Source organism: Halomonas sp. LC1 (genome assembly GCF_030247125.1).
In the GTDB taxonomy this organism is placed as follows: Bacteria; Pseudomonadota; Gammaproteobacteria; order Pseudomonadales; family Halomonadaceae; genus Vreelandella.
Genome location: NZ_JASSPG010000006.1, coordinates 100251 through 123682 on the forward strand (window position 1 = coordinate 100251; position 23432 = coordinate 123682).

22 protein-coding genes are annotated in these 23432 nt (G+C 60.0%); 9 read left to right on the plus strand and 13 right to left on the minus strand.

Going from position 1 to position 23432, the window contains the following annotated elements; all coding sequences use genetic code 11:
- Window positions 1-197 precede the first annotated feature (197 nt).
- The 3 genes from QIT27_RS11040 to QIT27_RS11050 all read left to right on the plus strand — a co-directional run bounded on the left by QIT27_RS11040 (window position 198) and on the right by QIT27_RS11050 (window position 2628).
- Window positions 198-1262 carry a 3-deoxy-7-phosphoheptulonate synthase gene (locus QIT27_RS11040; protein ID WP_285263816.1) on the plus strand — a complete coding sequence of 355 codons (1065 nt, stop codon included), beginning with the start codon at window positions 198-200 and terminating at the stop codon, window positions 1260-1262.
- 79 nt (window positions 1263-1341) lie between these two features.
- A complete protein-coding gene (locus QIT27_RS11045; RefSeq protein WP_159341047.1) occupies window positions 1342-1851 on the plus strand; it encodes a DUF3087 family protein in 510 nt (169 codons plus the stop codon).
- Window positions 1852-1899: 48 nt separating this feature from the next.
- Window positions 1900-2628 (plus strand): MliC family protein, encoded by a 729-nt coding sequence (locus QIT27_RS11050; RefSeq protein ID WP_285263817.1) that lies wholly within the window; start codon window positions 1900-1902, stop codon window positions 2626-2628.
- 32 nt (window positions 2629-2660) lie between these two features.
- Here the strand turns inward: QIT27_RS11050 and QIT27_RS11055 are convergent, their stop codons facing one another.
- Entirely contained in the window at window positions 2661-3731 is a 1071-nt protein-coding gene (locus QIT27_RS11055; RefSeq protein ID WP_285263818.1) for a metal-dependent hydrolase, read from the minus strand.
- A gap of 214 nt (window positions 3732-3945) precedes the next feature.
- Between QIT27_RS11055 and gloA the strand changes: the two genes are divergently transcribed.
- The gene (gloA, locus tag QIT27_RS11060; protein ID WP_253019098.1) at window positions 3946-4386 is read left to right on the plus strand and encodes a lactoylglutathione lyase; all 441 of its coding nucleotides are present in this window, start codon (window positions 3946-3948) and stop codon (window positions 4384-4386) included.
- 2 nt (window positions 4387-4388) lie between these two features.
- Here the strand turns inward: gloA and QIT27_RS11065 are convergent, their stop codons facing one another.
- Complete coding sequence (locus QIT27_RS11065) at window positions 4389-5027, minus strand: hypothetical protein (protein WP_285263819.1); 639 nt, start codon at window positions 5025-5027, stop codon at window positions 4389-4391.
- Window positions 5028-5177: 150 nt separating this feature from the next.
- Between QIT27_RS11065 and QIT27_RS11070 the strand changes: the two genes are divergently transcribed.
- The 3 genes from QIT27_RS11070 to QIT27_RS11080 are packed head-to-tail and all read left to right on the plus strand — an operon-like array spanning window position 5178 to window position 7545.
- A complete protein-coding gene (locus QIT27_RS11070) occupies window positions 5178-5519 on the plus strand; it encodes a Cys/Met metabolism pyridoxal-phosphate-dependent enzyme (RefSeq protein WP_159341056.1) in 342 nt (113 codons plus the stop codon).
- Window positions 5520-5521: 2 nt separating this feature from the next.
- Window positions 5522-6184 carry a response regulator transcription factor gene (locus QIT27_RS11075; protein WP_159341058.1) on the plus strand — a complete coding sequence of 221 codons (663 nt, stop codon included), beginning with the start codon at window positions 5522-5524 and terminating at the stop codon, window positions 6182-6184.
- On the plus strand, window positions 6169-7545 hold the full coding sequence (locus tag QIT27_RS11080; protein ID WP_285263820.1) for an ATP-binding protein: 1377 nt from the start codon (window positions 6169-6171) through the stop codon (window positions 7543-7545). Before QIT27_RS11075 ends, QIT27_RS11080 begins: the two co-directional genes overlap by 16 nt.
- A gap of 19 nt (window positions 7546-7564) precedes the next feature.
- Here QIT27_RS11080 and QIT27_RS11085 read toward each other — a convergent pair whose 3' ends face one another.
- On the minus strand, window positions 7565-8278 hold the full coding sequence (locus tag QIT27_RS11085; RefSeq protein WP_285263821.1) for a hypothetical protein: 714 nt from the start codon (window positions 8276-8278) through the stop codon (window positions 7565-7567).
- Window positions 8279-8434: 156 nt separating this feature from the next.
- Between QIT27_RS11085 and QIT27_RS11090 the strand changes: the two genes are divergently transcribed.
- Complete coding sequence (locus QIT27_RS11090) at window positions 8435-8887, plus strand: META domain-containing protein (RefSeq protein WP_285263822.1); 453 nt, start codon at window positions 8435-8437, stop codon at window positions 8885-8887.
- Window positions 8888-8899: 12 nt separating this feature from the next.
- On the opposite strand, the gene QIT27_RS11095 is transcribed toward QIT27_RS11090, so the two are convergent.
- Both QIT27_RS11095 and QIT27_RS11100 read right to left on the minus strand, forming a co-directional pair.
- A complete protein-coding gene (locus QIT27_RS11095) occupies window positions 8900-10075 on the minus strand; it encodes an FAD-dependent oxidoreductase (RefSeq protein WP_285263823.1) in 1176 nt (391 codons plus the stop codon).
- Between the two features lie 46 nt (window positions 10076-10121).
- The gene (locus QIT27_RS11100; RefSeq protein ID WP_285263824.1) at window positions 10122-11519 is read right to left on the minus strand and encodes a GGDEF domain-containing protein; all 1398 of its coding nucleotides are present in this window, start codon (window positions 11517-11519) and stop codon (window positions 10122-10124) included.
- Between the two features lie 160 nt (window positions 11520-11679).
- Here QIT27_RS11100 and QIT27_RS11105 point away from each other — a divergent pair, with 160 nt between their 5' ends.
- Window positions 11680-12081, plus strand: coding sequence for a transcriptional regulator (locus QIT27_RS11105; protein WP_254436444.1), 402 nt, complete (start codon window positions 11680-11682; stop codon window positions 12079-12081).
- Between the two features lie 32 nt (window positions 12082-12113).
- On the opposite strand, the gene QIT27_RS11110 is transcribed toward QIT27_RS11105, so the two are convergent.
- From QIT27_RS11110 to QIT27_RS11145, 8 genes are all read right to left on the minus strand, one after another.
- Window positions 12114-14249 (minus strand): dihydrolipoyl dehydrogenase family protein, encoded by a 2136-nt coding sequence (locus tag QIT27_RS11110; RefSeq protein ID WP_285263825.1) that lies wholly within the window; start codon window positions 14247-14249, stop codon window positions 12114-12116.
- 53 nt (window positions 14250-14302) lie between these two features.
- On the minus strand, window positions 14303-14926 hold the full coding sequence (locus QIT27_RS11115) for a TIGR04282 family arsenosugar biosynthesis glycosyltransferase (RefSeq protein WP_285263826.1): 624 nt from the start codon (window positions 14924-14926) through the stop codon (window positions 14303-14305).
- Complete coding sequence (locus tag QIT27_RS11120; protein ID WP_285263827.1) at window positions 14916-15635, minus strand: TIGR04283 family arsenosugar biosynthesis glycosyltransferase; 720 nt, start codon at window positions 15633-15635, stop codon at window positions 14916-14918. The genes QIT27_RS11115 and QIT27_RS11120 overlap by 11 nt, the downstream gene beginning before the upstream one ends.
- Window positions 15622-16257, minus strand: a complete 636-nt coding sequence (locus QIT27_RS11125) for an ATP-binding cassette domain-containing protein (protein WP_285263828.1) — start codon at window positions 16255-16257, stop codon at window positions 15622-15624. The genes QIT27_RS11120 and QIT27_RS11125 overlap by 14 nt, the downstream gene beginning before the upstream one ends.
- A gap of 24 nt (window positions 16258-16281) precedes the next feature.
- Complete coding sequence (locus QIT27_RS11130; RefSeq protein WP_285263829.1) at window positions 16282-17970, minus strand: ABC transporter permease; 1689 nt, start codon at window positions 17968-17970, stop codon at window positions 16282-16284.
- A 36-nt stretch (window positions 17971-18006) separates the two neighbouring features.
- Window positions 18007-19224, minus strand: a complete 1218-nt coding sequence (locus tag QIT27_RS11135; RefSeq protein WP_285263830.1) for an ABC transporter substrate-binding protein — start codon at window positions 19222-19224, stop codon at window positions 18007-18009.
- A gap of 24 nt (window positions 19225-19248) precedes the next feature.
- Complete coding sequence (locus tag QIT27_RS11140; RefSeq protein ID WP_285263831.1) at window positions 19249-20298, minus strand: aminoglycoside phosphotransferase family protein; 1050 nt, start codon at window positions 20296-20298, stop codon at window positions 19249-19251.
- A 205-nt stretch (window positions 20299-20503) separates the two neighbouring features.
- Window positions 20504-23350 (minus strand): valine--tRNA ligase, encoded by a 2847-nt coding sequence (locus QIT27_RS11145; protein WP_285263832.1) that lies wholly within the window; start codon window positions 23348-23350, stop codon window positions 20504-20506.
- Window positions 23351-23432 lie beyond the last annotated feature (82 nt).

The following is a 23432-nucleotide window of genomic DNA, read 5'->3' on the forward strand; positions in this document are numbered from 1 at the left end:
CAAGGAGCTGCACCATGTCTTACCGCGCTTACTCCATCGCTAGCCCCAACACCATCCGTTATCCCGGTTATGGCTATGGCTGGCGATTTAGCGTCGCGCGGTCGGTGCAAGCTGCCACCTCCGACCGTGCCCATTTGGGTGGCAAGTTGGTGATGCGATGTCACGCGTTATGTCATACGAATTCGGAGAGTTAACCTATGAATGCCCCTATCAACACCGCTTGTTCCTCTACTGCCCAGGCCTCCACACTAATGTCTGCAACGGCGCTACCGCTACCGGCTGAACTGCGGCAACGGGTGGTGGTGAACAGCACCCTCAGCGCACAAATTGACCATCAGCGCCAAGCGGTACAGCGCATTTTCAATGGGCAGGATGACCGCTTGCTCGTTGTGGTAGGCCCGTGCTCGATCCACGACCCCGATGCTGCACTGGAGTACGCGGATCGGCTAGCAGCGCTTAGCGATGAGGTCAGCGAGCAGATTTTGCCGGTGATGCGAGTGTACGTTGAAAAGCCGCGCACCACGGTCGGTTGGAAGGGGCTGGCTTACGACCCTGATCTTGATGGCAGCGGCGACATGCCGCGCGGTATCGCCCTTTCCCGTGAGCTTATGCACGCCGTCGCCTCCCGTGGCCTGCCGGTAGCCACCGAGCTGTTACAGCCCTTGTTAGCCCCGTACCTGGATGACCTGCTGAGCTGGGTAGCGATTGGGGCGCGCACGACGGAATCCCAGCTGCACCGGGAGCTGGCCAGCGACCTCAGCGCTGCCGTAGGCTTCAAGAATGCCACCAGTGGCGATGTGCAGGTGGCGATCGATGCCATGCAGGCGGCAGCCCACTCCCATCAGCGTTTTGCCATGGATGCCCAGGGGCGTCCCATCATGCAGGAGAGCGCCGGCAACCCGCATACCCATGTGGTGCTACGCGGCGGCCATGGCGAGCCCAATTACCAAGCCCACCATGTGCGCAGCGCGGTCAATACGCTGCGCGAAGCGGGTCAGAATCCGCGTTTGATGGTGGATTGCAGTCACGCCAATGCACGCAAGGATCACCGCCGCCAAAGCGAAGTGATGCTGGATGTGCTGGCCCAGCGTCAAGCAGGGGATACCAATCTGGTCGCGTTGATGCTGGAGAGCCACCTGTTCGAAGGCAAGCAAGCGCTGGCGCCCAAGGCGCTACGTTACGGCGTCTCGGTCACCGACGCCTGCGTGAGCTGGGAAACCACCGAGCGATTGCTGAAGACCGCCGCTGAACGTATTGCCTGATGTTCGGACAACGCCTAGCGCGTTGACTGCCCCGGCCAGCCCCGTATCATAACGATTCCCTTTGATGACGAGGTTGGCCATGGCCTTTTCCCTTGAACAGCACGACCCCGATACGTACCGGCGCAAGGCCCGCATCATCAGCGTGGCGATGGCCGGGCAGCTGATTATTTTTGGCCTGCTGTTTTCCATGCTCCTCACCACGACCTTTGGTAGCAGCGTCTGGCTGAACGCGCTGGGCGTATTGTTGGGCTTGCTTGCCACCAGCGCTATGTTCGCGGCACTAAGAGAGCGCCCCTGGATGGCCGAGATGCGCTATGTTTGGCAACTCAAGCACCACCTGTCGCGTATCAGCAGCTACCTGCAGCCGCTACGTCGCGCAGTGGAAGACGATAACCGCCTAGCGCTGGATATTCTGACCTTTTACCATCAGGGCATGGCCCAGCTTGCCGAGCTGAATGGCCGTACCACCGATGACGATGCCGAGCGGTTAGCGGAAAAAATGCAGGTCAAAGTGAAGCGTGAAGCGTTAGGCCTACCCAAAGACGTCACCACGTTCGACCCACACGACCTGAGCGCTTTTAAGAAGTAAACCGTGCATTAAGACATATAATGAGGGATCTGACAGGGAGCACGTTCGATGAAGGCTAATGCTGCATTACGACGATTCACCACGGCAGCGGCTGCCGGTGTGCTGCTAGCTGGTTGCGCCACCCGTGCGCCCGACCCTGAGCCGCCGGTAAAAACCACCGTACAAAGCAGCGCACCGCTACTGCCTTCGGTGCTGTTTCCCGGTAGTGCCGAGCGCTTTCAAGCTTGGAACTGCCAACCAGCCAATCAAGACTTGGTCACGGCCGTCAATGGGGAAGAGTTACGGCTGTGGTCGCTACATGGCGCGTGGCGATTGCCTCAAGCCGTCGTGGCCAGCGATGCCCGCTATCAGGATGGCGATATCAGCTTCTGGAATCGCGGCGACCAGGCGCAAATCGAAACGCCCCGTGGGCAGCTACAGTGCCAGCAGGGAGTTCAGCGGGAGATCGCGACGCGTAGCAGCCACCCTGGCGTGATGCTGCTCGCTCGCGGTAACGAGCCCGGCTGGACGATCGAGCTGGCGAACGATGCGCCAGTAATGACCTGGACTACCAACTACGGCAGCGACACCACCACCATGCCTTATATGGTCAGCGTGATGGACAACGAGGCAGGCAGGGTAGTGATCGAGAACGCTAACGCCGAGCAGTTTTTCCGCGTGCGCATTGAATCAGGTGCCTGCTTCGATGACATGAGCGGCGAGCCTTATCCTGCTCGCGTGACGCTCACCATTGGCGGCGAGCAGTACAAAGGGTGTGGCCAGGGCATCGCGCCCTAGTCATCACGCCCTAGCCATCACGACCCGGCCCACTAGCAGCGGTATAGAAACGGCTCTGCGCGCCACTGTGGTTCCACGTAATCGCTGGCGCACAGCGCCGAGACATCACCACCCGCTCGGGCCGCCAGCCGCGCCAGTGTGGCTAGGTGTAACCCCCTGGGGGAGCGCACCTCTTCGCTGATGGCCACCGGCATCCAGCGATCGCCCTCACGGATTGCCAAGGTGAAGTTGAAGGGGTGAAAGCCTGGGAAGCCCAACCGAATGTCGGTGGCGATCAGCGTCTCTTGGCCATTGATATCACGGGTTTCGAAACGTAAAAACGGCCCGGTGAACCACGTCAGCCGCTGCCCTAGCGGTCCCTCCAAAGCGTTGGCCTCCAGTTCGACGTTACGACGCAGCGGTTCCAGTGCGGGGACTCGGTCACGATCGAATACACTGATCAAACTCTCGTAATAGCGGTCTTCATCGATGACCGTTGCCCGCCATAGTGCGATATTGAACGGCGTGGGTTGGATGAGTACTGGGGCCGCTTGTAAGTCCGCCTCGGCTAGGGCTGGCGTTAGGCGCTGCTCGACGCTCCATTTGGCACCTGCGGCCATCATGAGGTAAGCGCAGGAGATCAGCAGCCCCGTGCGGCAGGCACTGCGTACCTTGCCCGACACGCTGCCGATGATCAGCGCCATAAGCAGCGGTAGCGTGTAGAACGGATCGATGATGAAGACGATAGGCCACGCGGCGGGCGGTGCATCTAACGGCCAGAGCAGCTGAGTACCATAGGTGGTCAGCGAATCAAGCAGTGGGTGTGTCACCAGAATTAGCGTGAAAAAGCACCACCAGCGACCCAACGAGATGTCCCGCGCTGGAGCAAAGCGGGCACTCAGCACGGCCAGCAGCGTGGCGAAGCCGGTTAGCACGAACAGCGAATGGCTGAAGCCACGGTGCTCAGTGACATTGGCTATGGCATCACCATAATCCAGCGCGACGTCCAAATCGGGCAGGGTGCCTAGCAGCGCACCGATCAGAATGGCCTTGCGGCCCAGGCGCCTACCTAACACGGCACCACCTACCGCTGCGCCAAGCGCCGCTTGCGTAATCGAATCCACAGACCTCTCCTCGACGTGCTGATAGCGAATCGTGATTGTCACTGAAGAGTGACACACTAGATGAACAGCCGTGACGCTATTATACAACGTGTCTACTTTCTATTTTACTGTCGCACTATTGTCTATGTTTTAATGGTGCTACGTGACCGGCTCGGCACCGCACTCGGCGGTAGCACGGGATATAATTACCATTCTTCAATGAAGAGGAAATGACATGCAGTTTTTACACACCATGGTACGTGTCAGCGACTTAGACGCCTCGCTTCACTTTTATTGTGACCTGCTCGGCCTGAAAGAAGTGCGCCGCAAAGAGAACGAAAAGGGCCGTTTTACGCTGGTGTTCCTGGCGGCTCCTGAAGATGAAGCGCGCTCCGAGCGCCTCACGGCCCCTGAGCTTGAGCTGACCTACAACTGGGACCCAGAGGAGTACACCGGCGGTCGTAATTTTGGACACCTAGCCTACCGGGTCGATGACATTTACGCCCTTTGCCAGCATCTGCAGGATAACGGCGTCACCATCAACCGCCCCCCCCGCGATGGCCACATGGCCTTCGTGAAGTCGCCGGACGGCATCTCCGTGGAGTTGCTGCAAAAAGGCGATGCGTTGGCCCCCCAGGAGCCTTGGGCCTCCATGGAAAACAGCGGTAGCTGGTAAAACTACTCTCGGTGGCGCTCTTTATAGATGTCGCCACTGAACTCCATATGGAGTTCAACCGCCTCGCCATAGGGGTTCATTGCGCGTAGCTCCACATGGCGAGGCTTGTACTCGACGCCGCCCAGCGGTTGATAACCCGCCTGCTCGGCGCGCTGCATAAAAAAAGCATCGCTATTAGGCCGCTCGGTGAGCGGAGGCGCGGAGACTGGGACGGAGCGGTTCAAGCGGTCTCCGGGTAAGCGAGACGCGTAGGGCTCCTCCACTTCGACGAGCGTTTCACCGATCACCAGCCAGCGAGCCTGCATGCGCTGGCCCGTCGGCAGGCCAAACACACCGATCTCATCACCCGCGTTCGCAGTGAGTGCTGAACGCCCCTCCGGCCAGGTATCGACCAATACTCGGCCACTCTCATCTTCAAGAATGAAGCTATTACCGAACCGCTCGCTAATGCGGCCTTTCAAGTAAACCCCCGCGCTTTGCGCAGTGGCAATCGGGGTGGCGGGCGTCTCCGGAGACGGTGGTGCCGCAAGCACCGGTAAGCCCAGCAGCGGCAGCGTGAGTGTACACAGCAACAAGCCGCGCATCGTGTTCACCCAGGGTAACCAAACACGCCGTTTTAGCAGTACGATAGAGAACATCATAGGTCGGGCCTCACTTAGCGCCAATGCAACGAGTATACGCACCGAAAGCTGACGATAACCTGAATGGCGCGCTTGTTCAGTCAAGGTTAAGGCGCTTCCCGTTATAGTGTTGGATTACTCTTAGAGTATGGCGTTTGCCAGGAGTCTTTTATGAACAGTGGCCATCGTGGCAGCGTGCTTCGCTGCGCCCTGCTGAGCACACTCTTGTTCGTCAGCGTTCCCACCCCGGGGGTCGCTCAATCCGCCCTGACGGTGGATGACGCCATCGCCGTGGTACAGCAGCGCTATGAGGGCGAACTACTCGATATCGAAATGAAAAGCGGACGTGGCTGGGAAAATAGCGAGCAGGTGTATGAGCTGCGCCTGCTGACGGCCCAAGGCAACGTACTCAAAATTCGCATTGCCCGAGAAGATGGTCGTTTTCTTGAAATTGACGGCAGGGGCCAAATTGAGGCGCGTTTGCCGCCTACCCGCGATAACGGCGGAGCCTAATAATGCGAGTGTTAGTGGTCGAAGATGAGCAGCATCTCGCGGCTCAAATGCGTGAAGCGCTTGAGGGTAATGGTTTCGTCGTCGATGTTGTCAACGACGGTAACGAAGCCGTGTACATGGGCAATCACGAGACCTATGACGCGGCGGTGCTGGATCTGGGTCTGCCTGGGCGGGATGGCTTAAGTGTTCTGCACGATTGGCGACAACATGGCCGCACGCTACCGGTGGTGATTTTGACCGCCCGGGATGGCTGGAGTGAGAAGGTGCAGGGGTTCCGCGCCGGGGCGGATGATTATGTCACCAAACCCTTTCGCATGGAGGAGATTATCATGCGGCTGCGTGCGCTGATTCGCCGTGCGTCTGGCCACGCTGATGTGATGATCCGCAGCGGCGAGCTAGAGTACGACACTCAGCTAGGCACCTTCCATCTCGCAGGCCTGCCGTTAAAACTTACCGCCTTTGAACATCAGCTACTCGTGTATCTGATTCATAACGCTGAGCGGGTGGTCAGTCGTACCGAGCTCTCCGAACATCTCTACTCTTACGATAACGACCGTGACCATAATTCTCTCGAAGTGATCATCAGTCGGTTGCGGCGCAAAGTGGGGGCAGAGCGTATCGAAACCCTGCGTGGTCAGGGGTATCGGCTGTGCGACCGCTCGTGAAGCTGTCACTGCGAGCGCGTCTGCTAGGGTCCGCTGGCCTATGGAGTGCCATTGCGTTAGTGGGCGTGGGGCTATTTATCTACTGGCTGTTCAAAGATCACGCCGAGCGCACCTTTGACGCCCGGCTGGACGCCAACCTACTGGGGCTGATGGCCTCTGTAGAGTTCAATGAGCAGGGTCAGTTGATCAAAACCCGTGATATTGGCGGCCCTCAGTTCGATCGCGCCTACTCGGGGTGGTATTGGCAAATTGCCCACGACGATGAGGTGCTGATTGCCTCGCGTTCGCTGCTGAATGCCAGCCTGCCCGCGCTGACCAGCGATGTTTCTCAGGCGCTGGCGCTCACCGGGCCAGAGGGCGAAGCGCTACGCGCCCGGGGCCGTCACTTCTCAGCCCCAGGCAGCGGCCCGCCGTTGAGTATCACCGTGGCCGGCCCACAAAACGACATTGATGATGCCCTGTCGCGCATCGTCCTTCCTTTAGTAGCTTCGCTGGCGCTGCTGGGAATCGGGCTAGCGGTGGCGGTGTGGTGGCAAGTTCGCTGGGGGTTAAAGCCGCTCACCCGGCTGCGTCGCGACCTTCTTGCGGTACGCCAGGGGTACCGCGAACAGTTAGCCCACGCCACGGTGGAAGAGCTACAGCCGCTGGTGGATGAGATCAATGCGCTGGTGACCCATAACCGAGAGGTGATTGCTCGCAGTCGTCAACATGTGGGCAACTTGGCTCACGGCCTCAAAACGCCCCTCGCCATGTTAGCCAACAGCCTATCGGCTCAGCAGGCGCATGACGCCACCACTGAGGAGGCATTGTCACGTCTGCAGCGTCTGGTCGATCACCATTTGCGCCGCGCTCGGGCCGTCGGTGCGGGCTACCACATGGGCGAGCGCACCCAGGTAGCAGACACGTTAGAGGGGCTAGTGAGCGTGATGCGCCATGTATACGTCCGCGGCCCCGCACCACTCCATATCAGCGTTCAGTGCGATGATGCGCTAGCGTTTCGAGGTGAGTCCCAGGATCTCGATGAGCTGTTAGGCAACCTGCTGGATAACGCCTGCAAGTGGGCGCGTCAGCAGGTGATGATCGAGGCACGCCGGGTATCGCCAGAGCAACTGACCGTGGTGATTAGCGATGACGGCCCGGGTATGCCCGAAACCCAGCGGCTAAAAGCCGTAAAGCGGGGCGAGCGCTTCGATGAATCGACCCCCGGCGATGGTTTGGGGCTCGCCATCGTGCAGGATCTGGCTCGGCTTTACGGTGGGCATTTGGCGCTTGCCGCTAACTCGCCCAGCGGGTTACGCGTCGAGCTGACGCTACCCGCCGCCGAAAGGCCGCCCAAGGGCGACCTTTCAGGTACATCGTAACGCTAAAAGAGCGGTGAGTTTATTCAGCGGGCCACGCGGGGAGGCGTTTTTCGCGGTAAACGTCGCCGCGGTAGTCCACATGCAGTATGACCTGCTCTTCGGCGTCATTCTGCGCCATCCACTCCATATGGCGGCCCTTGAAGTCGACCAGAGCGGTATTACGGTAGCCCTGTTCGCTCAGCGCGTTCTCCACGTCATTCTGCTCTAGGGTCGACAGGCTCTCATCGCGGTGAGGGCGGTCATGCCCAGGACGTTTGATGTGCCATTCCAGTAACTCACCGTCCGGTGAGAAGACGCTGTGAACGTCGACACCTTCCCCATTAATGCTAGTAATGCGGTAAACATCTTCGTGGCGCTTCAGTTCAATCATCTCACCGAAGCCTTGTTCATCGAGCTGGCGCTGTAGCGCCTCGACGTCGGGGGCGACGACGCGCGCTTGTGGCTGGTCACCGTTATCGGGCTCATCTGCCGAGCCGCGAAGCGACGAAGCGGTGACGGTATCGCCTTCCAAGCGGCCTTCCACCATAATGTCGTCGCCTACTTGGAAGCGCTCACCACTGTTGCCTTGCGGGCGAACCAGCAGACGACGGTCGCCTTCATCGACCACGAGCAGGTCATTGAAGCGTTCGACCACTTCGCCGTTGATGCGCACCTCTTCCTGCGCCGCCAGCGGAGCGGAGAGGGCAAGGGTGCAGATGGCAGCAGCCAGGGCTTTTAATGGAGTCGGTTGCATAGCGGTTTCCTCTTGTTGGCAAGTTGGGGCAAGCTTGTGAAGCGATAGCCCCGCAAGTGACAATGCCAAGCCTACGCAACCGCTGCTGAACCGAGACTAAATCACCGGTTCAAGTTTGATTCAGGATTAACGAGCTGATCGGATAAGGGAGTCGAGATGACATCACAGGGCATGAAAGGATGGCTAGCCGCGCTAAGCATGGTCACGCTGGCAGGCTGCAGCAGCGCACCGCAGCAAGAGCGCATCGACGCGCCGCAAGGCGGCACGCTCTCTGGGCCAGTGGTCGAGCAGCGCTGGAACTTACTGTTGGTAGGGACCGATGAACGGCTCTCCATGCCCGAGACGCCGTTTTTCCGCATCGGCCGCGACGGCAAGGTGAGCGGCTCGGATGGCTGCAACCAGTTCACCGGCAAGGTGAGCCTGGGCGAAAGCCAGCGCATCAAGTTCAGCGAACTGGCCTCCACCCGAATGGCCTGCCCCAATATGGAAGACGCCAAGCGGGTCACCGATATGCTGGATACCGCGTATCGTTACTTGATCGACCACGACCGTTTGGTGTTCTTCGGACCGGATAGCCGTGTGCTCGGCGGTTGGCGGGAAGCTAACTAAGCCGCTATCGGCTTAGTCATTAAAAGGCGGATTGAAGCGAGCGATAAAACGCGCATCAATCCGCTTTTTCCACTGCCATACCCAGCGCCCCGAAAAGCCAATCGCTCCACGGCTGGCAATGGCGTGACCGTCGCCGGTGCCAATCAGTGCCAGCACGCGACGCGGAGGTTGCCACGGGGTGAGCTGTTTGCCGTGACAGGCAGCCCGTAAATTCTCTGCCAAGACGGGCCCCATGCGCACCGCATAAACGCCTGCCTTAGGCAGCGGGGAAGAGCGCAGCGTAGCGCAGTCGCCAGCGGCAAAGATGCCCGGTTGGCCGATGACCTCAAGTGACGTCTCCACCGGGATAAAGCCGTGCTCATTCAACGGCAGCGCCGTTTGCTGCAGCCACGTTTGGCCCACGGCTCCGGTCGCCCAGAGCACGATATCCGCGGCGATGTGGTTGCCGGTGTCGGTTTGCACGCCGCCGGGTACCAAGGCGTGCCCTCGCACGCCTGTATCGACGCGCACGCCCGCACGTGTGAGCGCTCGCGCCGTTAACCGGCGGGGCAGCCAGCCAGCGCCGGGCAGCAGCGTTTTGGCGGCGCTGATCAGCTCGCCTTGCCAGTGAATGTCCGGGCGCTGCTGGCGAAGCTGCGCCAGGACGCTCATCAGCGTCTCGCAGCCTGCTGCGCCGCCGCCTACGCTCACTACGTTCTGGAACACTCCTGCAGGCAGTTTGGCGACCTCTTCGCGTAATGCTTGCCAACGGTGGTGCAACGAGCTGAGCGGGCGCATGGCCAGCAGCGTGGGCAGCGTATTCGCCTCAATACCTTTTGGCCCGATCCCCTCATCGCTTTGCGGGGCAATAACTTTCGGCAACGCGAGCGTCGAGCCGACGTTAAAAGAGGCCACGTCAAACGCAATCACGCTGCCATCCGCCAGCGTTACCTGACGCTCGCTCGTACTGAACGCTACGGCTGGAGAAGCAATAAAGCGAGCCCCCGCCCGCTGGCAGAGCGCCGCGATATCCATCTGAGTCTCCCGCAGCGTGCACTCTCCAGAGAGCCAAGCAGGCACGCTGCCCGAGTAGGCGGCCAGTTGGCTGTCGCTCACGACGGTGATCGATACCGCTTTATCCGGGCGTTGAGCAAACGCCTCCAGTACGAAGGCGTGGGCGTGACCCGCGCCGATGAGCAGTAGCTGCATGTCCGCCTCCTTGAGCGAGCGATGAGACGACGTTGTTAGCGCATTGTTATTTACCGATAGTCACTCGATTTTTGCCAGCTTTCTTGGCCAAGTACATACCGTGATCGGCGCGTTCCACCAAATGACGCACTGTATCTCCAGTCTTCTTCGACGTAAGGCCAATGCTGATCGTCACGGGGAGCGGCAGTTTGAAAGGTGTCGTTGACACAATACTGCAAAGACGTTGTGCAAGAAGCAAGCTGGCAGCGGTATCTGTCTCTCGAATGATGATGAGGAACTCTTCTCCTCCCCAGCGGCCAAGATGATCCTCTTCACGAAGCGTGTTTTGGACAACTTGGCTTAGACGCCTCAGGACGTCGTCCCCCACAGAATGGCCGAACGTATCATTGATATTTTTGAAGTCGTCAACATCGAACAGTATGACAGATAGGGAGACGTCCGAATCGATTAGGCGGCTCAGTGTCATTTCTGTGTAGTGCCGATTCCAACACTGGGTTAATGGATCGGTGCGGGCTAATGTTTGCAAGCGTTGATTGCTGTGCGTCAACTGCTGATTCAAGTAAACGGCGTCCATGGCGGTAATCGCCATGGCAATATGGTCGCCTAACTCCGTCATCGTGGCCATTTCCAATGGTGACCAGTAACCCATAGGATCAACATTGGCCGAGAAGTTCTCTGGCAGATGAGAGAGGGGAGTGTGACGAAAAAGAAAGAGCCAGCTTGGCGTGACGCATGAGATATCTAGCCTTGTTGCTACGCCGCCTTGGCACATGCCGTCGAGCTCTACGGTCGCATCATTAGTATTCCCTCTTGTTAGAGTTTCAAGAGCATTGAGAATGTGTCGTTCGGAGGGACAGTCACCAAAACTGTGCATTTGATGATTTCTTAGGAGGGCAATGCCTTGCGATTCGAACAGTTTGCATAGCCGCTCTCCGTGATGTCGGACAATGTCTTTGAAGTCAGAAAAACGCTTGATGTCACTAGAGAGTTGTTGGCGGTATCGTTTTAAGCCTGCTCGGCGCTCAGCCAGTTGCTCCATGGTTAATAGACCTAGTCGCTGCGCCGCAATCGTAATGACCAAGCGACTCCAGCGGGATGAGACGAGGTGATAAGAGGGGGGGAGAGCTATGTAGCCCCATGTCTCTGCTTCACATTTTAATTCATAATATTGCAGCTCCGACGCCAACAATGTGCTGACCGAGCGGATAGAGATAAGACGTGGGTGCGCTTTTAGGGAGCATGCGGATGGAAAAACGTGTATCAAACGCAACTCCATAGTCTTGGTATGACGGTATATAGCAATGGGCATTTTGTGGGTCATTCGGTGAAGCGCGCATGTTAGCTGCTCAAAAAGCGCCGTCAGAGACGGCGCGTGGCTGATTTTCATCAGAGAGTCGTATAGGTCGCCGTGCTCATGGAGCAGGTGTTGACGCTGTTCGCTCATCCTGAATGACTCCTCAAAACACGAGATAGCACGTCCATGTTGGCCATAGGCCGAGCGCCACTTCACATCAAAATTGAATTAATGATTCAATCAAAAGGTAAATCATTATTCAACAACTATTGAATAATCGATTCACATTGGCGGCATGAATGAAAAAATCATGTTTGCCGAGCGCTTAAAATCCTCTATGCAAGCGGCGGGGTACGACACTCGGCCCTCCGTGCTAGAGCGTGAATTCAATTTGCGCTACTGGGGAAAACCGATCACCTTCCAGGCCGTTAGGCGCTGGTTGCGAGGAGACTCGATTCCAAGTCAGGAAAAACTGCAGGTGCTGGCGCGTTGGTTATCTGTCACGCCCCATTATCTGCGTTATGGCGGGGCAGAAGATAACGCCGTTAAGGAGCCGCAGGGGCAGTGGGAAACCTCGCTGACTAGAGAAGAGCATCATCTTCTCGCAATGTATAAGACGCTGCCGCAGCCTCAGCGTAAAATTGTCCATGAAGTGGTGGAAACCTTCTCCAAGGCGTACGGCGACTCGCTAGTACTTCCCGAGCGCGAGTGACTTGTAGGTAGCGCCACTCGCGCTCGTCAATCTCATCCCCGTCGCCAATCGAAATACCGCTTCAATAGTGCCAGCACTCGTTCTGGCTTATGGGCGTTTTTCCAAACGCCTGCGGTGGCTTTGGCGGCTTCGCCTAGCGTGGGGTAGGGGTGAATGGTGCCGAGCAGTTTATTCAGCCCCAGGCCGTGCTTCATGGCGATGGTGAACTCGCCCAGCCACTCCCCAGCGTTCTCCGCGACGATCGTCGCTCCCAGAATCTTGTCTTTGCCCGGCACGGTGAGCACTTTGATAAAGCCTTCGGGAGCGCCTTCGGCAATGGCGCGGTCGCTTTCGCTCATGGCGTAGCGGGTCACTTCAAAGGCGACACCTTTCGCGGTGGCCTCTTTTTCGTTGAGACCCACTCGCGCTACTTCCGGCTGAACATAGGTAACGGCGGGCATAAAGCGGTAGTCCACCGCGAAGCTTTTCAGCTCGCCAAACAGCGCATTCACGGCGGCGTGCCACGCCTGATGGGCGGCCGCGTGGGTAAGCTGGTAGGGGCCCGCTAAGTCGCCGCAGGCCCAGATGTTAGGCAGGCGCGTTTGCAGCCGCTCGTTGAGGGCCAGCGTGCCGCCGTCGGTGGTGGTAATCCCTAGCGCCTCCAGTCCTAACCCTTCCACGTTGGCCTGACGGCCCGCGCTCACCAGTAGATAATCAAACGCTAAGGTGCTGCGCTCACCCAAGTGTTCAATAACAAGCTGATGCTCCCCGTCGACTTGGTTTACCTCCAGCGCTTTCGCGCCGGTCATCACCGTCACGCCCTCTTGGGTGAGCGTGCGCTCTACGTGTTCGCCAACTTCATTATCTTCCCGGCCCAGCAACTGCGGCGCGCCCTCTACCAAGATGACGTGGCTACCTAAGCGGGCAAAGCTTTGGCTCAGTTCGCAGCCAATCGCACCGCCACCCAGCACCACCAGCCGTTTGGGCAGCTCGGTGAGCGACCAGAGGTTCTCAGAGGTGAGCAGCGGCGCGTGCTCGATGCCGGGCAAGGGTGGCACGCGAGGGCGCGCTCCGGTGGCCAGCACGATATGGCGAGCGGTGAGGGTTTGATCACCCACGCGAATTTCCCATGGTGACACCAGGGTGGCGTGCTCTTGATACACCTCCACGCCGAGCTTGGTGTAGCGCTCGACGCTGTCGTGGGGCTCGATATCGCGGATGGCCTGATGCACATGCCCCATCACCTTGGCGAAATCCACGCTGGGCTCGCTGGCGCTCACGCCAAAGCGGTCTGCTGTGCGAATGTCATGGGCCGCGCGGGCAGCCCGAATCAAGGCTTTGGAAGGCACGCAGCCAGTGTTAAGACAGTCGCCGCCCATCTTGTGCTTTTCGATGAGAGCCACCTTGGCTTTCACGGCGCTGGCGATATAGCTGGTCACCAGCCCCGCCGAGCCGCCGCCAATCACCACGATGTCGTAGTCAAAACGGCTAGGGCGAGTGAAGCCTTTGTAGGCGTTGCGCTTTTGCACCATCAGCGCAATGCGCCGGGCCACCCAGGGGAACACCGCCAGCAGCGCAAACGAGGCGATGAGCCCAGGCGAGATAATGCCGCTCAGGCTTTCCAGCTCGCCGAGCTGGCCGCCCGCATTCACGTAAACCGCCGTGCCGGGCAGCATGCCGAGCTGGCTCACCCAGTAAAACGTGGTGGTTTTAATCCGCGTTAGCCCCATCACCAGGTTGATCATGAAAAACGGGAAAATGGGCACCAAACGCAGGGTGAACAGATAAAACGCGCCATCTTTCTCGACGCCCCGGTTCACCGTGTGGAACTGGCGGGGAAAGCGTTTTTCGATGGGCTGACGAAACAAAAAGCGGGAGAGTAGAAAGGCGAGCGTCGCGCCGATGGCGCTGGCAAACGAGATGATCACTAGCCCCCAGCCCAACCCAAACAGCGCACCGCCCAGCAGTGTTAACAGCGACGCGCCGGGCAGCGAGAGTGCAGCCATCGCCACATACACCGCGAAGAAAATGCCCGCCACCTGCCAGGGCGACTGCTGGAACGCTGCCTGAAAATCGCTGCGGTAGGCCTGCAGGGTATCCAGAGTGAAGAACGTATGGGCGCCGCTAACGTAAAAGCCAATCACGGCCAGTAGCAGTAGGGCAAAAATCAGCAGGCGCTGACGGTTCATGGCAGGCTCCTTGGAGAAGGTGTTCGTACTCAGTGCTAAAACGGAACGTTTCCTTACACGCTGGCGTGACGCAACTGCTGCCAGCGCTGCCAATCTTCGGGGCGGTCGATGTCCCACATGGTATCTGGGTAGGCGGCTTCCAGGCCCAGCGCCGCCAGGCGCGCTTGCGTCACGCTCAATACCTGTTCGGTGCCCCAGGGAATGTCTTCAAACAGGCTGGGATGATCCTGGTGGCTGCCAATCAGCCCGTAGCCGCCATCCTCAGCCGGTAAAATCACCACGGCAAAGGTGCTCAAGGCTGCTCGGCAGCGTTTGAGCATGGCGCTGGTAATGCTGGGGCAGTCGGTGCCCATCACCATGGCGGGGCCGTCGGTGCTGTTCAGTGCATGGCGAACGCGCCTGCCCACATCGCCCTGCTGCTGGGCGGCCAAGGCCATGCCGTGTTGGGCCTGAAGCTCTAAAAATAGCGGGTGGTGGTGGTCTAACGAGGTCCACAGTGTGACATTCTCCGCCCCCAGCGCTTCGCAGCCGGTGGCAACACAGTGGCGCACCATGGCGGCGTGGGCTTCGGCGGCGCCCTCTGCGCCCAAGCAGGGGATCAAACGCGTCTTGGCCTGCCCCGGCAGCGGCGCTTTGGCCAGCAGGTGCAGGTGGGGCGCGGCGAGCTTAACGTGCATCGCGGTACTCCTTAGCCAATTGAGTGGCGCTGACACCGCGCCAGTAGCGGTAGCGTAGCCGCCACATGAGGCGAATGGTGGGCCAAGCGCCGAACTCGTCCCAGCGCCTGCCCGAGCTTATCACCTTCTGGCGCAGGCAGGCGGGGGGCGAATGCGCCTTCAGGCGTTTGCTGAGTTCGATGTCTTCCATCAGCGGCTGATTGGGAAAGCCGCCCAGCGCGCAAAACGTATCGCGGCGCACAAAGATGCCTTGGTCGCCGGTCGCGATACCGCTAATCCGCGAGCGCAGGTTCATCAAGCTCGCGACCACCGGCAGCCAACGGCTTCGCCCCGTGAGCTGAATATCGAATCGCCCCCAAACGTATTGAGCCAGCGCCTTTTGTAGATCTACCACCGCACGCTGCTCTTCGCCGGGGGGCAGTTGGGTATCGGCATGCAAAAAAAGCAGCGCCTGGGCGTGGGCGTGCTGCGCACCCAGGTTCATTTGCCGTGCTCGTCCGGGGGCGCTGCTGAGTATCGCATCGGCCAGCGGTGCTGCGAGGGCCACGCTGGCATCGGTGCTGCCACCATCCACGACGAGGAGTTGAACGCCTGAGGCGCGCAGCGGTTGCAGCCGCGTGAGCGTTGCCTGAATACCCGCTGCCTCATTGAGCATGGGAATGATGATGCTTAGGGACGCAGGCGCGGGGTGTGGATCAGCCAAGGGCAATGATCGGCCCTCCTGCAGCGGTGGCATCGGCTTCGTCATGGGTAACGAGCAGGGCAGGCAGGTCCGCCTCCCGCAGTTGGCCGAAAACCAGCGTGCGCATCTCTTGGCGCAGCGCCGTATCGAGTTTGGAGAAAGGTTCATCCAGCAGCACGGCGCGAGGCTGGGAGAGCAGCAAACGCATCAACGCTACCCTAGCCTGCTGCCCGCCAGAGAGCGTGGCCGGGTCGCGGGCTTCAAACCCCGTAAGCCCTACCTGATCGAGCGCTTTGGCAATCTGCGCGCTCTTTTGCGGGCTGCGATGGGGCAAACCAAATCGCAGGTTGCCGCTGACGCTCAAGTGGGGAAACAGCAGCGGGTCTTGAAACAGCAGGCCAACGCCGCGCTGCTCGGCGGGCAGGCTGAGTACGTCGGTGTCGCCAAGGCGAACCTGCCCTTGGGCGGTGAACGTGCTCTGTAAAAAGCCGGCGATAAAGGCCAGCAGTGTCGATTTGCCGGAACCCGAGGGGCCCATCACGGTGAGCACTTCGCCGGGGGCCACCGTGGCGTTCACATGCAGCAGCGGGCGGCCAGCTAAGTGAATGCTTACTTGCTCTAGGGTTAGGGCATTGGCAGCGTTATTCACGGAGTTCCTTATCCACAGGGCGTCTTAACCTTGGCGTTGAACGTTGAGAGGGGCACGGCGTGGAGCGCCTAGCCACCGGGGCAGGGCGACGGCGGCCATAAAGCCTACAAGCGGCAGGCCCGCTTGCACCAGCGCCCACACGCCGATTAAGCGGCGGTTTCCTCCAGAGGCCAGCGCCACGGCTTCAGTGGTCACTGTTGGTACTCTGCCTGCGCCCAGAAGCTGTGTTGGTAAATATTGGCCAATACTCACCGCCAAACCCACCGCCACGGCGGTCAGCAGCGGGGCGAGCAGGAGTGGCAGCCGCACGCGCCAAAACGCCCGGCGGCGCGAGACGCCCAGCGACTGCGCAATGTAGAGCCAGCGAGGATCTAAGCGGCGGTAGGCCTCGGCTAGCGAGAGATACACATAAGGCAGCACGAACAGCAGGTGGCCCGCCACCACCAGCGCCAGCTGGGGGCGAATGCCCAGGCGCTCGGCGGCCACCACTAGGCCATATAAAAATGCGATTTGCGGCACCAGCAGCGGCAAATAGAGCAGCCAGAGCGAACGGGTAGGGTGAATCTGCTGGCGCTGCTCGTTTTCAAGAGTGGCGACGACCAATACGGCCGCCAAGCCGGTCGAGAGCAGCGCAACCAGCGCGGTATTCACCAGCGGCCCGGCCAGCATGTCGGCGCTGCGCTGCCAGTGGTCAAAGGTAAACGACTGCGGCAGCAGCTCAGGAAAACGCCAAAACCCGGCCACCGAGAAAAGCCCTAACCCGATCAGCGCGGCCAGCGCGGCTAGGCTTGCCAGGGTTAGCCCCGCTCGGCCTGTTACGGTGAAGAGGGTTTCCCCCCGCTGCCGGTCGCCGTTGGTCAGCCAGCGCTGGCTCAGCCTGCGGGCTAGCTGCTCTAACAGCCACCAGCTCAGCAGCGCGGCCAGCGTTACGCCCAGTTGCAGCACCGCGGCGGCAGATGCCATAAAGCGGTGGGTAATGTCCGGATCGCTAAACCAGCCAAGAATCGAGACGCTCAAGGTGGGCGGCAAGCGCGGCCCCAAAATCAGCGCCATATCCACCACCGACGTGGCGTAGGCAATGACCGCGTAGATAGGTAGGCGTATCAATGGATAGAGCGAAGGAAGCACCACTTTGAGCCAGGCAATCGTGGGCGCGTAACCCAGCGACCGCGCCAGCCTCAGGCGCTGTTCCGCCTGTAACTGGGGCAGCGCCGCCAGGCTCATTAACAAGAGAAACGGGGCTTCTTTGAGTACCAGGCCGAAGGTGAGCGCAAGCCCCCAGGGGTCGTTCACGATCAGCGCATCGGGAGGCGCTTCCCAGCCGGAGAGCCAGGGGGAGATAAGCCGTGCCATCAGCCCGGAAGGCGCGATTAAAAACGCAAAGCCGAACGCCACCGCCGCGTGGGGAATTGCCAGCAGGGGCGACACCAAGCGGCGTAGGCTGCGGTCCAGCCAAGTGCCTTGGCTGGCAGCTAAAAACAGCACGACGATCAGCAGCGCCAGCGCCGTACTGGCCAAGCCGCTGGCAAAGCTCACCGCCACCGAGCGGCCAAGCCCCGGCTGGGCGAACAGCATTTGCCAAGCGGAGAGGTTGGCCTGCTCGCTCCCCAGTACCGGCAGGTAGCCAAAAGCAGGCAGCAACACCATGCCAAGCCCTGCGGTGACGGGCATCACCAGCAGGGCAATGATCAGAAGAGGCGCTAGCCGCAGCATGGTTCAGTGAGTCGCATGCGGGTGTGAGTCGTGCGTTTAGTTGACACCGTAACGCTCAAGCCAAGCATCCTGAAGGGCGTTCATCCAACTGGGGTGGGGTTCGGCAAGGGTGTTGGAGAGCGCATCGGCGGGCAGCGCTGCTGGGTGGCTCTCGCCCTGCTCGAAGAGCGCCTGGTCGCTCGGCTCAAGCTGCTGGATCGCTAACACGCTGCGGTCGCCCCACATGCTGAGTGACTGCTTCTGGGCTTGCGCCTCCGGGGAGAGCAGGAAGTTGGCTAGCGCCATTGCACCCGCTTTATGGGGTGAGTTGTAGGGAATCGCCACGAAGTGCACGTTACCCAGCGTGCCGCCTTCCAGCACATAGCTACGCACGCTTTCCGGCAGCTCATACTCCATCACCGCCACGGCGGCATCGGTGGGGTAGAACGAGAAAGCGAGGCTGAGTTCGCCGTCGCTCATTAGCGTGCGAAGGTTGGGGCCGGATTCGGGAAAGCTACGGCCGCTGCGCCATAAATGCGGGTGAAGCTCGTCTAAATAGGCCCACAGCGGTTCGGTGATCTCCTCGAAATCGGCGTCTTCGACCGGCGCGTAAAGCGCTTCATCTTGATCGGTCAGCTCGATCAGCGCCTGCTTGAGGAACGTGCTGCCGGTGAAATCGGGAATACGCGGATAGCTAAACTGGCCGGGATGCTCTTTGGCCCAGACGAGTAGCGCCTCAATGCTTTGAGGCGGCGTGTCGGTTTGCGCGCTGTCATAGTAGAAAGTGATTTGCGCCTTGCCCCAAGGGGACTCGTAGCCCTCGGTGGGCAGGGTGAAGTCGGTGACGACTTCGGGGTTGTCGTCAGGGTAAGTGAGGGCGAAGTTCGGCAGCGATTCCGCAAAAGGCCCAAACAGCAGGTCTTGCTCGCGCATGGCGGCGAAGTTTTCGCCGTTGATCCAAATGAGATCAATGCTGCCCTCGCTGTCGTTACCCGCCTGCTGCTCACCCAGCACCCGCGCCACGGCGCTGCTGGTGTCGTCGAGTTTCACGTGCTCCACGCGAACGCCATAGCTCTCCTGCATCTGCTCTGCGACCCAGGCAATGTAGCGATTGGTGCGCGCATCGCCGCCCCAGGCATTCCAGTACACGGTTTGGCCGTCGGCAGCCTCCAGTACACTCTCCCACTCTTGCGGGTCGGGGGCTGCGACCGCCGGCGCGGTTAGGGTGATTAGAGCAAGCGCCACGGCGGTGGCCAGAGCAGAGCGTGGTTTCATCGCACACCTCATCAAATCAGTTGGTTATAGAGCGGTTTGTAGGCACTGAAGTTCACTGTGGACGTGTTCGATAATGGGCAGCGAGAGGTAGTGCTCGACACGGTCGCGCACGTGGTCGATCACGACCGCATCGGTCAGCTCGGCCGACCAATCCTCCCCCCGGCGCTCGTCATCCTGGCGATGTAGGTGCTGAGCGCGCCACTTGGCACACCAGGTGAGCGACCACAGCCAGGTGGCGCGTCGGCAAGCAATCAGCGTATCGACACTTGGCAACGTAATCTCAGGCGCTGTGGCCATCGCAGCCTGCCAGCGACGATAGAACCCAACAACCTCCTCCAGGCTGAGTACCGCTTGGCTGTTGAGGTCCCAAGTGGTCGAGGTGTAGAGCGAGGTGTGAGCTAAATCGATGCCCGGCAGGCCATAGCGACACTTTTCGAGATCCACCAGCACCGCTCGGCCATCGTCGGTGATTAAAAAGTTGCCGGGGTGCGTATCGAAGCTGATCAGCGTAGAAGTGGCGTCGTCCAGCGTGCGGGGCAGTAAATCCAGCTCCTGTTGAATACGCAGGTGAATACCGCTGGGGAGCTGGGCATCGCTCAACCACTGGGCCTGCTGAGACACCTCCTCCACCATGGCCTGCCAAGGTGATTTGGGGGCCAGCAGCGGCGGGCGTTGGCGGGGCAGCGGCTGGCGGTGCAGGCTGGCGAGTGTGTCGGCGATGGCAGGCAGGTCCTGGGGGAGCTCGGCCAAGCGCCCGCGAATCGCCTCGACCAGCAGCGCGCCGCGTGGCAGCGCTTCGCTGGGCGGCAGTACACCGTGTAGGCGTGGCGTGTGCCCGCCTTGGCTGGCCCGTTCGTAGCAGGCGGCTTGATACGTCAAGTTTTCCGCTGGCGGCAGGTTCATCTGGCTCTGCTTGGGCAGTCGCGCCACCCAGTCGTCCCCTTCGCGGTGAATCCACACGTGGTCATGGGCCAGGCCGGTATCGGCCATGGGCGACAGCGATTGGTAGTCGACCTCCGCTTGCTGCAGGGTCATGTCTAATGCCTGCAGTTGAGCCTCAGAGAGTGTGGACATAGCGCATTCCGTAGTGTGAGAAACGGTAGCCGAATTAACGATGGCTGAACCTTCGGTGTTGCCACTCAGTGGCAGAATCATGACCAACCTTACACGGTTCATCATAAAAAACGATGACGCTGCGCGCAGCGGCTGGGATTGCGAAGCGCATTAACGACAACGGCACCCCAGGGGGTGCCGTTGAACTACTGCCGTTAGCGCTGACTTACATTGCGGCGATCTTCGCCTGCTGCTCTTCGAGCAGCTTTTTAGCAGACTGGAATTCCGCCAGTTTGCCGCGCTCTTTCTCGATCACGGCGTCGGGGGCTTTGGCGATAAAGCCTTCGTTGCCCAGCTTCTTCTCGATGCCACCGATGAGCTTGTCCTGCTTCTCGATCTCTTTGGCGAGGCGAGCAAGCTCCGTGTCTTTATCGATCAGGTCCGCCATGGGCACCAGTACTTCCATATCGCCGACCAGCTGCGTGGCTGACAGCGGGGCGTCTTCTGGGTTGGCTAGCCACGTCACGATTTCCAGTTTCGCTAGCTTGGCCAGGAAGCGGCGGTTCTGCTCCAGGCGCTCGGCGTCTTCGGGCTGGCCTTTGGTTAGCAGCACATCCAGCGGCTTACCGGGGGCGATGTTCATCTCGGCGCGGATGTTGCGCACGGCGATGATCACGCCTTTCAGCCACTCGATGTCGCGGGTGGCCTGCTCGTCGATCTTGCTCTCGTCGGCTTCCGGCCACGCTTGATGCATGATGGAGGCATCGTCGCCCACATAGGTGCCCGCCAGCGGTGCCACGCGTTGCCAGATCTCTTCAGAGATATAGGGCATCATCGGGTGAGCCAAGCGCAGGATCGTTTCCAGTACCCGCACCAAGGTGCGGCGGGTGCCGCGTTTGGCTTCGGCGCTGGCCGCTTCGTCCCACAGGACCGGCTTGGAAAGCTCCAGGTACCAGTCGCAGTACTCGTTCCAAACAAACTCGTACAGCGCTTGGGACGCGTGGTCGAAGCGGTAGTCATCCATGGCTTTGGTGACCTGCGCCTCGGTTTTCTGTAGCTGGGAGATGATCCAGCGATCGGCTAGCGACAGCTCCACTTCTTCGCCGCTGGTGCCGCAATCTTCGCCTTCGGCATTCATCAACACGTAGCGCGAGGCGTTCCACAGCTTGTTGCAGAAGTTGCGGTAGCCGTCTAGGCGGTTCATATCGAACTTGATATCGCGCCCGGTGGTGGCCTGGGAAAGGAACGTAAAGCGCAGCGCATCGGTGCCGTGGGCTTCGATACCGTCTTTAAATTCCTCTTTGGTGGCTTTGGCAATCGCTTTGGCCTTCTGGGGCTGCATCATGTTGCCGGTGCGCTTTTCCAGCAGGTCATCCAGCGTGATGCCATCGATCAGGTCGATGGGGTCCAGCACGTTGCCCTTGGATTTGGACATCTTCTGGCCCTGACCGTCGCGCACTAGGCCATGTACGTAAACGGTTTTGAAGGGCACTTCGCCAGTGAATTTCAGCGTCATCATGATCATCCGGGCGACCCAGAAGAAGATGATGTCAAACCCCGTTACCAGTACGCTGGAGGGGTGGAAGGTGTCCAGCTCCGGGGTTTTTTCCGGCCAGCCCAGGGTGCCAAATGTCCACAGGCCCGAGCTGAACCAGGTGTCCAGCACATCTTCGTCTTGGGTCAGCGCCACGTCAGCGCCCAGGCCATGCTTCTCGCGGGCTTCCTCTTCGCTTCTGGCCACGTAAACATTGCCGTCGGCGTCGTACCAAGCGGGAATGCGGTGGCCCCACCACAGCTGGCGAGAAATGCACCAGTCCTGCAGGTCGCGCATCCAGGCGAAGTACATGTTCTCGTAGTTTTTCGGCACGAACTGAATGTCGCCGTTCTCTACCGCTTCAATAGCGGGCTTGGCGAGGCTCTCTACGGCCACGAACCACTGATCAGTGAGCAGCGGCTCGATGACATCGCCGGAGCGGTCGCCGTAGGGCAGGGTGTTGTTGACGCTCTCTACCTGTACCAGCAGGCCGAGGGCATCCATATCCGCGACGATCTGTTTGCGCGCTTCGAAACGATCCAAGCCCGCGTATTTGGCCGGTAGGGTGGCATCTTCATCGGGCTGCGGCTGACCTTTCAGGTCGAAAATTTCCGCCTGCTCAAGAATCGTCGCATCTTTGGTGAAGACGTTGATCAGCAGATGGTTCTGGCGCTTGCCGACTTCGTAGTCGTTAAAGTCGTGGGCCGGGGTGATCTTCACGCAGCCGGAGCCTTTATCCATATCAGCGTGCTCGTCCGCCACGATAGGAATACGGCGACCCACCAGCGGCAGTTCGATGAATTTGCCCACCAAGGAGGCGTAGCGCGGGTCTTCCGGGTTAACCGCCACGCCGGTATCGCCCAGCAGGGTTTCCGGGCGGGTGGTGGCGACCACTACGTAATCGTTGCCGTCGTCGGTTTTAACGCCGTCGGCCAGCGGGTAGCGGAAGTGCCAGAAGCTGCCCTGCTGCTCTTTGTTTTCCACTTCCAGGTCGGAAATGGCGGTGTGCAGGGTAGGGTCCCAGTTTACCAAGCGCTTGCCGCGATAGATTAGCTTCTCTTCGTGCAGGCGCACGAAGACTTCTTGAACCGCTTTATAGAAGCCGTCGTCCATGGTGAAGCGTTCGCGGCTCCAGTCGACGCTGGCGCCCATGCGGCGCAGCTGGCGGGTAATGTGGCCGCCGGACTCCTCCTTCCACTCCCACACTTTATCGATGAACGCCTCGCGGCCGAGGTCGTGGCGGGTTTTGCCCTCTTCGGCGGCAATCTTACGCTCAACCAGCATCTGCGTGGCGATACCGGCGTGGTCGGTGCCTACCTGCCACAGGGTGTTGTTGCCCTGCATCCGCTTCCAGCGCGTCAGGGTGTCCATGATGGTGTCCTGGAACGCGTGGCCCATGTGCAGGCTGCCGGTCACGTTGGGCGGCGGAATCATGATCGAGAAGGGCTTGCCGCGGCCAGACGGGGCGAAGCGGTTATCGGCTTCCCAGCGTTCGTACCAGCGGGTTTCGATCTGTTCAGGTTGGTAGGTCTTTTCCATGGGGAGTCGGCTCACGGCTTGCAAAAAATGGGGGCAAGTATAGCGCGAACGCCCCGCGCTCGTCAGGGGCGTTGCATCTTGC

Bases quoted from the DNA above. Each gene is read 5' to 3' on its own strand.
- QIT27_RS11040 (WP_285263816.1), top strand. From the start codon at position 198: ATGAATGCCCCTATCAACACCGCTTGTTCCTCTACTGCCCAGGCCTCC.
- QIT27_RS11110 (WP_285263825.1), bottom strand. From the start codon at position 14,249: ATGAACCGTCAGCGCCTGCTGATTTTTGCCCTACTGCTACTGGCCGTG.
- QIT27_RS11130 (WP_285263829.1), bottom strand. From the start codon at position 17,970: ATGCTGCGGCTAGCGCCTCTTCTGATCATTGCCCTGCTGGTGATGCCC.
- gloA (WP_253019098.1), top strand. From the start codon at position 3,946: ATGCAGTTTTTACACACCATGGTACGTGTCAGCGACTTAGACGCCTCG.
- QIT27_RS11115 (WP_285263826.1), bottom strand. From the start codon at position 14,926: ATGCACGTTAAGCTCGCCGCGCCCCACCTGCACCTGCTGGCCAAAGCG.
- QIT27_RS11065 (WP_285263819.1), bottom strand. From the start codon at position 5,027: ATGATGTTCTCTATCGTACTGCTAAAACGGCGTGTTTGGTTACCCTGG.
- QIT27_RS11095 (WP_285263823.1), bottom strand. From the start codon at position 10,075: ATGCAGCTACTGCTCATCGGCGCGGGTCACGCCCACGCCTTCGTACTG.
- QIT27_RS11100 (WP_285263824.1), bottom strand. From the start codon at position 11,519: ATGAGCGAACAGCGTCAACACCTGCTCCATGAGCACGGCGACCTATAC.
- QIT27_RS11075 (WP_159341058.1), top strand. From the start codon at position 5,522: ATGCGAGTGTTAGTGGTCGAAGATGAGCAGCATCTCGCGGCTCAAATG.
- QIT27_RS11135 (WP_285263830.1), bottom strand. From the start codon at position 19,224: ATGAAACCACGCTCTGCTCTGGCCACCGCCGTGGCGCTTGCTCTAATC.
- QIT27_RS11045 (WP_159341047.1), top strand. From the start codon at position 1,342: ATGGCCTTTTCCCTTGAACAGCACGACCCCGATACGTACCGGCGCAAG.
- QIT27_RS11050 (WP_285263817.1), top strand. From the start codon at position 1,900: ATGAAGGCTAATGCTGCATTACGACGATTCACCACGGCAGCGGCTGCC.
- QIT27_RS11140 (WP_285263831.1), bottom strand. From the start codon at position 20,298: ATGTCCACACTCTCTGAGGCTCAACTGCAGGCATTAGACATGACCCTG.
- QIT27_RS11085 (WP_285263821.1), bottom strand. From the start codon at position 8,278: ATGCAACCGACTCCATTAAAAGCCCTGGCTGCTGCCATCTGCACCCTT.
- QIT27_RS11105 (WP_254436444.1), top strand. From the start codon at position 11,680: ATGTTTGCCGAGCGCTTAAAATCCTCTATGCAAGCGGCGGGGTACGAC.
- QIT27_RS11070 (WP_159341056.1), top strand. From the start codon at position 5,178: ATGAACAGTGGCCATCGTGGCAGCGTGCTTCGCTGCGCCCTGCTGAGC.
- QIT27_RS11145 (WP_285263832.1), bottom strand. From the start codon at position 23,350: ATGGAAAAGACCTACCAACCTGAACAGATCGAAACCCGCTGGTACGAA.
- QIT27_RS11090 (WP_285263822.1), top strand. From the start codon at position 8,435: ATGACATCACAGGGCATGAAAGGATGGCTAGCCGCGCTAAGCATGGTC.